This window comes from Streptomyces sp. NPDC090499 (genome assembly GCF_044769305.1).
Taxonomy (GTDB): domain Bacteria; phylum Actinomycetota; class Actinomycetes; order Streptomycetales; family Streptomycetaceae; genus Streptomyces.
In genome coordinates, this window is record NZ_JBIVXP010000044.1 from 1 (window position 1) to 7630 (window position 7630).

Annotated in this window: 7 protein-coding genes; 1 reads left to right on the plus strand and 6 read right to left on the minus strand. The window is 72.4% G+C overall.

All coding sequences use genetic code 11. The features are described 5' to 3' along the window. Positions 1-178: 178 nt before the first annotated feature. From ACIQVL_RS51325 to ACIQVL_RS51345, 5 genes are read right to left on the minus strand one after another with little or no spacing between them, the layout of a single operon-like run. On the minus strand, positions 179-1489 hold the full coding sequence (locus ACIQVL_RS51325) for a DUF58 domain-containing protein (RefSeq protein WP_403479288.1): 1311 nt from the start codon (positions 1487-1489) through the stop codon (positions 179-181). Continuing rightward, a complete protein-coding gene (locus tag ACIQVL_RS51330; RefSeq protein ID WP_403434952.1) occupies positions 1489-2478 on the minus strand; it encodes an AAA family ATPase in 990 nt (329 codons plus the stop codon). The genes ACIQVL_RS51325 and ACIQVL_RS51330 overlap by 1 nt, the downstream gene beginning before the upstream one ends. Next, complete coding sequence (locus ACIQVL_RS51335; protein WP_403434914.1) at positions 2478-3674, minus strand: DUF4350 domain-containing protein; 1197 nt, start codon at positions 3672-3674, stop codon at positions 2478-2480. The genes ACIQVL_RS51330 and ACIQVL_RS51335 overlap by 1 nt, the downstream gene beginning before the upstream one ends. After that, positions 3671-4474, minus strand: a complete 804-nt coding sequence (locus tag ACIQVL_RS51340; RefSeq protein WP_403434913.1) for a DUF4129 domain-containing protein — start codon at positions 4472-4474, stop codon at positions 3671-3673. The genes ACIQVL_RS51335 and ACIQVL_RS51340 overlap by 4 nt, the downstream gene beginning before the upstream one ends. Positions 4475-4478: 4 nt before the next feature. Then, the gene (locus tag ACIQVL_RS51345; protein WP_403479289.1) at positions 4479-5852 is read right to left on the minus strand and encodes a hypothetical protein; all 1374 of its coding nucleotides are present in this window, start codon (positions 5850-5852) and stop codon (positions 4479-4481) included. 140 nt (positions 5853-5992) lie between these two features. Here ACIQVL_RS51345 and mtnA point away from each other — a divergent pair, with 140 nt between their 5' ends. Further along, positions 5993-7132, plus strand: coding sequence for an S-methyl-5-thioribose-1-phosphate isomerase (gene mtnA, locus ACIQVL_RS51350; protein ID WP_403434910.1), 1140 nt, complete (start codon positions 5993-5995; stop codon positions 7130-7132). A 93-nt stretch (positions 7133-7225) separates the two neighbouring features. Here the strand turns inward: mtnA and ACIQVL_RS51355 are convergent, their stop codons facing one another. Beyond that, a complete protein-coding gene (locus ACIQVL_RS51355) occupies positions 7226-7354 on the minus strand; it encodes a hypothetical protein (RefSeq protein WP_403434908.1) in 129 nt (42 codons plus the stop codon). Positions 7355-7630: the final 276 nt, after the last annotated feature.

A 7630-nucleotide genomic window follows, 5' to 3' on the forward strand; every position in this document is an offset into this window, starting at 1 on the left:
GTACTGCAGGGGGGACCCTGTGGGAGAGTAGGACACCGCCGAACAAATATTAGGAAAGAGCCCCACACCTCACGGTGTGGGGCTCTTTTGCGTTTAAGGGTTTTTGAGAGCTCGGCGAGAAAATGGCAGAGACAGCAGGGGCCGACCGCAACCCCTGCCATCCGAGAAGGCTATGTATTCAGAGCCGGCCCGCCGCTTTCAAGGCCAGATACGCATCAGCCAACGCAGGAGCGAGATCATCAGGCGTCGCGTCCACGACTGTCACACCGTGCCGGCGGAGTTGCTCCGCGGTCCGATGCCGTTCGCTCTGGGCCTGTGCGGCCGCTGCTGCCTCGTACACCGCGTCGGCGTTTCCACGGGCCGTCGCCATGCGGGCGATGTGCGGGTCGGCCACTGAAGCGAGGAGAACCGTGTGCCGTTGGGTCAGCTGGGAGAGCACGGGAAGCAGACCCTGCTCGACGGGAGCGGTGTCGAGCGTCGTGAGCAGGACGATCAGGGAACGCCGCGGAGCCGTGCGGAGCGCCATGGCGGTGAGGCCGCGGGCATCCGTTTCGACGAGCTCGGGCTCCAGCGTGGCCATCGCGTTGACCACGGAGGGGAGGGCGTCGCCTGCGGCGCGGCCCTGGACCAGGGCGCGGACCCGGCGGTCGTAGGCGAGGAGATCCACCCGGTCGCCCGCTCGCGAGGCGAGGGCCGCGAGGAGGAGCGCCGCGTCCATGGAGGCGTCCAGGCGGGGCGCGTCTCCGACGCGGCCGGCGGAGGTGCGTCCGGTGTCGAGTACGAGCAGGATGTGCCGGTCGCGCTCAGGACGCCAGGTGCGTACCGCGACCGCCGACTGCCGGGCCGTTGCCCGCCAGTCGATGGAGCGGGTGTCGTCGCCGGGAACGTACTCGCGAAGGCTGTCGAATTCCGTGCCCTCGCCGCGGGTCAGGACGCTGGTACGGCCGTCGAGTTCACGCAGTCGGGCGAGTTTCGACGGCAGATGCTTGCGGCTGGTGAAGGGCGGCAGAACTCTTACGGTCCAGGGCACTTGGTGGCCGCCCTGGCGGGAGAACAGGCCGAGGGGGCCGTAGGAGCGGATGGTGACGCGGTCCGCCTGGCGGTCGCCGCGGCGGGTGGGGCGCAGGCGGGTCGTGACGCGCCGGCGTTCGCCCGGGGGGACGGTCAGCTGGTGGCGCGAGGCCTCGACCTCGGTGCCGGGCTGCCAACTGCTCGGCGGCCAGCCGTCCCTGAGCCGGGCCCGAAGAGGTCGCCCGGACGGGTTGGTCACCGTCAGGGTGACGTCAGCCGTCTCGCCCAGGCGGGCGGACGTGTCACCGGAGCGGTTGAGCACGAGGCGTCGTACCGGGGCCGCAAGGGCGAAATCGCAGGCGCAGGCCAGAGCCAGTGGGCCGTCGACGGCGAGGATGCCCGTCCAGCTCGGTCCCCAGATGCCGATCGGGATCGATCCGATGGCCGCGACGAGGGCGGCGCGTCCGGTGAGGGGCATCAGCGGGGGACCGGGACGTGGGCGAGGATCGCGTTGATGACGGAGTCGGCGGTCACGCCTTCCATCTCGGCCTCGGGGCGGAGTTGGACGCGGTGGCGGAGGGTGGGCAGGGCGAGGGCCTTGACGTCGTCGGGGATGACGTAGTCGCGGCCGGTCAGCCAGGCCCAGGCGCGTGAGGTGGCCAGGAGGGCGGTGGCGCCGCGCGGGGAGACGCCGAGGGTGAGGGACGGCGACTCGCGGGTCGCCCGGCAGATGTCGACCACGTACCCGGTGATCTCGGGGGAGACGTTCGTCTTGGCGACGGCCGCGCGGGCGGCTTCGAGGTCGGCACGGCCTGCGACGGGACGTACGCCGGCGGCACGCAGGTCGCGCGGGTTGAAGCCCTCGGCGTGGCGGGTGAGGACGGCGATCTCGTCCTCGCGGGAGGGGAGAGGGATCGTCAGTTTGAGGAGGAAGCGGTCGAGCTGGGCTTCGGGGAGCGGGTAGGTGCCCTCGTACTCGACGGGGTTCTGGGTCGCGGCGACCAGGAACGGGTCGGGGAGGAGGCGAGGGACGCCGTCGACGGTGACCTGACGTTCCTCCATCGCCTCGAGGAGGGACGACTGGGTCTTGGGCGGGGTGCGGTTGATCTCGTCCGCGAGGAGCAGGTTGGTGAAGACCGGGCCGGGCTGGAAGGAGAACTCGGCGGTACGGGTGTCGTAGACGAGGGAGCCCGTGACGTCGCTCGGCATGAGGTCGGGGGTGAACTGGACGCGCTTGGTATCCAGTTCGAGCGCGGATGCGAGGGCGCGGACGAGCAACGTTTTGGCGACTCCGGGGACTCCTTCAAGGAGAACGTGTCCGCGGCAGAGGAGGGCGACGACGAGGCCGGTCACGGCGGGGTCCTGGCCGACCACGGCCTTGGCGATCTCCGCGCGCAGGGCCTCCAGGGAGGCCCGCGCGTCGGCCGGGTTCCCGGTGTTCCCGGCGTTGTCAGTGGTCGGGTCCATCATGGACGGCGTACCTCTCTTTCGAGGGCGTCGAGCTGGTCGGTGAGGGCGATGAGGGCCGCGTCGTCGCCGGGCGGCGGTCCGAAGAGCAGGGCGTGCAGGGTCTGTCCGTCGCCGTGCAGGTGTGCGGACAGGGCGGGGAGCAGGGCCTCGGGCGCGTGTGCCTGGGAGACGGGGACGCCTACGAGGGGGGCGAGACGGGTGCGGGCGGTGGAGCGAAGAGCGGCACCCGCGCGGTCGCGGGCGCTGGCCTTGCGGTAGAGGCGGGCGCGGCCTTCGACGGTTTCGGAGGCGCGGATCGCCACGGGGAGTTTTTCCGGCACGAGGGGGCCGAGTCGGCGTGCCCGCCAGAAGGCGGCGAGGGCGGCGGCGATGAAGAGCTGGAGCGTGCCCCAGAGCCAGCCGGAGGGCAGCAGGTCGAACAGGGATTTCTGGTCGCCGGTACCGGTGGCCGTGGCGTCGGAGAGCGAGGGGAGGTACCAGACCAGATGGGGGCGGGAGCCGAGGAGTTGGAGGGCGAGCGAGGCGTTGCCCTGCTTGTCGAGGCGGTCGTTGAGCAGGATGTCGGGCGCGCCGAGGACGACGGTGTCACCGTTTCCGGAGGCCGCGGGGATGCGGAGGAGCGTGGCCAGGCGCTGGCTGGGGTAGCAGGTGTTGGCGTCGAGGTGGGTGGTGGTGTAGCGGATGCCACCGGTGTCGGCGCTGCCCGCCCGCCGGGCCGCGGCCAGGGTGCAGTGGGGGTCGAGCGTGGACCGGACGCTGTTGGCGGGGTCGGCGGTGACGCCGGGGGCAAGCCGTTCGACCGACGTGCTGCCGGCCGCGACCAGCACGGTGCGGCCGCCCGACCGGGCCGTCGACCGCTGCAGCAGGGACTGCTGGTGCGGGGTCAGCAGGTCGGGGACGGCGACGAGCAGGGTGGTGTCGGTCCCGGCCGTGGCGCGGGCCTCGGCCAGGGTGGTGACCACACGGGTGTCCACGCCCCGGTCGGCGAGGAGTTCGGCGACGGCGCGGCTGCCGTAGGGGTCGGCGGAGCGTGGGTCGAGGTCGCCGTGCCGGGTGTCGGAGCGGATGACGGCGATGGCCACGGCTCCGGCGAGGACGAGCACCACGGCGAGGACGATGCCCCGGGTGCGGGTCCACACCTGGCGGGTGGTGGGCGCGGTGGAGGTGGCCGGGAAGGCCACGCCGGTGGTCATTCGGCGGCCCCCTGGCGGGCGTTGTGGGCCGCGTTGTGGGCGCTGCTGGAGCTGTTGGCACTGCCGGTGAGGACCGGCTTGGTGCGTTCCAGGTCCCGGTCGAGTTCGGCGATGCGTTCGTACGACGCCTGGGTCGCCCTGCGGCCGCCGTACGTCACGTCGTCGAACTCCCGGGCGGCGGCGCGCAGCCGGTCGGTGTGGGCGGGCAGGGCGCGGCCCGCTTCGGCGGCGGCCTCGTCGGCGGTGCGGCCGGGCCGGACGTCGAGCAGGGCGCGTTCCTCCAGGGCGCGGACGACGGCGCGCATGCGTTCCTGGAGGGCCTGGTTCCAGTGGCCCTGGGCGGCGTGTGCCTCCGCGGCCGCGCGGTGTTCGGCGGCGCTGCGGGGGCGGTCGTCGAACAGGGTGGCGGCGGAGACGGGCCGGCGGCGGGGGGTGCCCAGGCGCCACCACAGGGCGCCCAGGACGGCGATGACGACCAGGACCACGACGACCAGGCCCAGTGCGCCTCCGGGCGTCGCGGACGCGGCGGCGGAGAGCAGGCGGTCGACCCAGTCCAGGACGGCGTTCAGGGCGCGCTGGAACAGTCCCGGGTCGTTCTCGTGGTACATCCGCTTGGACAGTTCACGCCGTGCCGCCTCCCGCGCGGGGTCGCGCGGGGTGGTCACGGGTGGTTGGCCGTCCGAGCCGGTCAGTGTCAGCAGCGCTGTGTGCCGGGCTTGCGACAGGCCTCGTACGGCCTCCTCGGCGGCGCGCGGCAGAGCTGCGGGCACCGCTGAGAGGACTCCCCCCGTCGGGCTCACCGCATCAGCTCCCCGGGACGGTGCCGGGGGTGCCGGCGCCGTGGTTCTCGACGCCTGCGGCGCGGGCCAGTTCGAGGTCGAGGGCCTCGCGGCGGATGCGCTGGTCGATGTAGAGGAGCACCGTGACGCCCGCGTTGATCGGGAAGGTGAGCATGGAGCCGATCACCGAGCCGATGCCGCTGATGACGAGGAACGTCCAGCCGTAGTTGTCGTTGGTGTTCTCCAGGAAGCCGGTCAGGCCGTGGCCGCCGGCGTAGGCCCCGATGAGGGTGAAGGGGACCACGGCGAGCGACGAGACGATGTTGGCGATGATCGAGGCGAGGAACTGGATGCCGAAGACCCGCCACCAGGAGCCGCGGACGAGTTTGGTGGAGCGGCCCAGCGACTTGGTGATGCCCTGCTTCTCCAGCATCAGGGCGGGCGAGGCCAGCGAGAAGCGGACCATCAGCCACACGGTGACGACGGCACCGGCGAGGATGCCGAGGACGAGCAGGGCGGCGATGGCGCCGCCCGGGCCGCCGGCGAGCGCGACGACGATGCCGGGCAGTGCGCCGACGAGCAGGACACCGACCGCGATGAGCCCGGTCAGGAGGATGAGGCCGAACAGCTTGAGGACCTGCGGGCGGGCGTCGCGCCAGGCCTCGCCGATGGTCACGGACTTGCCGAGCACGGCGCGGCTGGTGACGGTCGTCAGCAGGGCTGTCGCGATGATGGTGCCGACCAGGGTGATCAGCAGGACCGCGCCCGAGCTGAGCGCGACCTCGCCGAAGGCGCGGCTGATCTCGGTGAGGGAGGCGCTCGGGTCGTTGAGGGCATCGGTGGTCTCGGTGTCGTTCAGGACGAGGCCCTGGAGGAGGATCACCGCGACCTCGGTGATGACGGCGACCGTCAGCGAGATGCCGAGGACCGTGCGCCAGTAGGTGCGCATGGTGGAGACGGCGCCGTCGAGGATCTCGCCCACGCCGAGCGGGCGCAGCGGGATCACGCCCGGCTTCGCGGCGGGCGGGGGGCCGCCCCAGCCGCCGCCCCAGGCTCCGTAGCCCCCGGGCTGGCCGTAGCCACCGCTGCCGTAGCCGCCGGGCCCTCCGTAGCCTCCGTAACCGCCGCCGGGGGGCTGGCCGCCCCAGCCGGGGCCGGGGGGTGGGGGCGGCGGTGCCTGGCCTGGTGCCGGGGCGCCGGTGGGCGTGGACCACTGACCGGGCGGCGGCTGTTCCTTGGACCACTGCGAGCCGGAGCCCTGTGGATCCGTGCCCGGCTGATCTGCGGGCGGTTCGACGGGCCCTGCGGGGACGGGGCGGTCGGCGGGGGCGGACGCGCCGGGTTCCCGCCCGTCGGACGGGGCGGATCCGGGCGAGGCCCAGCCCGGAGTGTCGTTCATCGAAGCTCCTTCACGGTGCCCGTCCGCGAGCGCGGTGGCAGGTTGGCTGCCATCGTGCCATGGGGTGGGCGCCCAGTGACCGGCCGCGGTAGAGGCTGCGCACCTTCAATTGTCCGCCGGATACGGGGCAGACTGACCGCATGGCTGATCAGTACGCGCAAACCGGCGAGGACAAGCGGCCGACGGGAATGCCAGTGATCCGGTGGGGGGAGCCGCCCGAAGGTCCTGTGGTGATCCTTCTCGACCAGACCAGACTGCCGGCGGAGGAGGTCGAGCTGGTGTGCACGGACGCGCCGGCGCTGGTCGAGGCGATCCGTTCGCTCGCGGTGCGCGGTGCGCCGCTGCTCGGGATAGCAGGGGCGTACGGCGTGGCGCTCGCCGCAGCGCGGGGCTTCGACGTGGACGAGGCCGCGGCGGCGCTGTCGGGCGCCCGGCCGACGGCTGTGAACCTGTCCGTCGGGGTGCGCAGGGCCGCGTCGGCGTACCGGTCCGTCCTGGCCGAGAGCGGGGACAGCGGGGCGGCGGCCGCGGCGGCGCTGGCCGCGGCGCGGGCGCTGCACCGGGAGGATGCCGAGGCCAGCGTGCGGATGGCCGGGCACGGGCTGGCGCTGCTCGAGGAACTGCTGCCCGGCGGAGGGCACCGGATCCTCACCCACTGCAACACCGGTTCGCTGGTGTCGGGCGGGGAGGGCACGGCGTTCGCGGTGGCCCTCAGGGCGCACCGGGCGGGGCGGCTGCGGCGGCTCTGGGTGGACGAAACGCGTCCGTTGCTGCAAGGCGCTCGCCTGACGGCGTACGAGGCGGCTCGCAGCGGCATGGCGTACACCTTGCTCACCGACAACGCGGCCGGTTCGCTGTTCGCGGCGGGGGAGGTGGACGCGGTGCTGATCGGGGCGGACCGGATCGCGGCCGACGGATCGGTGGCGAACAAGGTGGGGAGCTATCCGCTCGCGGTGCTCGCGCGGTACCACCATGTGCCGTTCATCGTGGTGGCGCCGTTGACGACGGTGGATCCGGAGACTCCGGACGGTGCCTCCATCGAGGTCGAACAGCGCCCCGGGTACGAGGTGACCGAGGTCACGGCACCGCAGGTGCCGGTGGTGGGAGCGGGAGGCGGGATTCCGGTGGCACCCCTGGGGACCCAGGCGTACAACCCGGCGTTCGACGTGACACCGCCCGAGTTGGTGACGGCGATCGTCACCGAGGAAGGTGCTGTTTCTCCCGTGACGGCTGAGGCTCTTGCGGAGCTGTGTGCCAGGTCACGCCCGGTGACGATTTAGCTGACGGGATGATGCCGGCTCGACTGACGGAAACGGCCCCTCCACCTGCGGCGATTCGCAGGCCGAGGGGCCGTGGCATCCAACGGCTACACATCAACGAGCGTCGGGATCCGACTGGTCGGTGTCCAGGGCCCGCAGGCGAGCCGGCTGCCGAAGCAGGCGGTCGAGCTGACCCACCGCCGCGATCACGTGCGGATCCAGGGCTTCGGCGTAGATGTCCATCGTCGTGGCGATCCTGCTGTGCCGAAGGACGGCCTCCGGCGGGGGCGCTCAGGTTCCGAGATGCTGGCGAGCGGTGGCGTGTGTGGTGGGTCGAGGAGGGAAGCCGTACGGCGTGGCATGGGCATGTACCGTGAGCGCCGCAGACCTCGGTGAAGGATTGAGCGGGTTCCCATGCAGGTGGTCAGACGCTGTTGTCTTTCCGGACATGAGGGCGGTGTTTTCGCTGGTCAGGCATAGTGCGGGTGGTTCGGTGGGAGTGGTGGCGTGTCGTGTCGT

Excerpts from the sequence above, each read along its gene's own strand:
- ACIQVL_RS51345 (WP_403479289.1), bottom strand. The coding sequence starts at position 5,852 with ATGAACGACACTCCGGGCTGGGCCTCGCCCGGATCCGCCCCGTCCGAC.
- ACIQVL_RS51325 (WP_403479288.1), bottom strand. The coding sequence starts at position 1,489 with ATGCCCCTCACCGGACGCGCCGCCCTCGTCGCGGCCATCGGATCGATC.
- ACIQVL_RS51330 (WP_403434952.1), bottom strand. The coding sequence starts at position 2,478 with ATGGACCCGACCACTGACAACGCCGGGAACACCGGGAACCCGGCCGAC.
- ACIQVL_RS51335 (WP_403434914.1), bottom strand. The coding sequence starts at position 3,674 with ATGACCACCGGCGTGGCCTTCCCGGCCACCTCCACCGCGCCCACCACC.
- mtnA (WP_403434910.1), top strand. The coding sequence starts at position 5,993 with ATGGCTGATCAGTACGCGCAAACCGGCGAGGACAAGCGGCCGACGGGA.
- ACIQVL_RS51355 (WP_403434908.1), bottom strand. The coding sequence starts at position 7,354 with ATGGACATCTACGCCGAAGCCCTGGATCCGCACGTGATCGCGGCGGTG.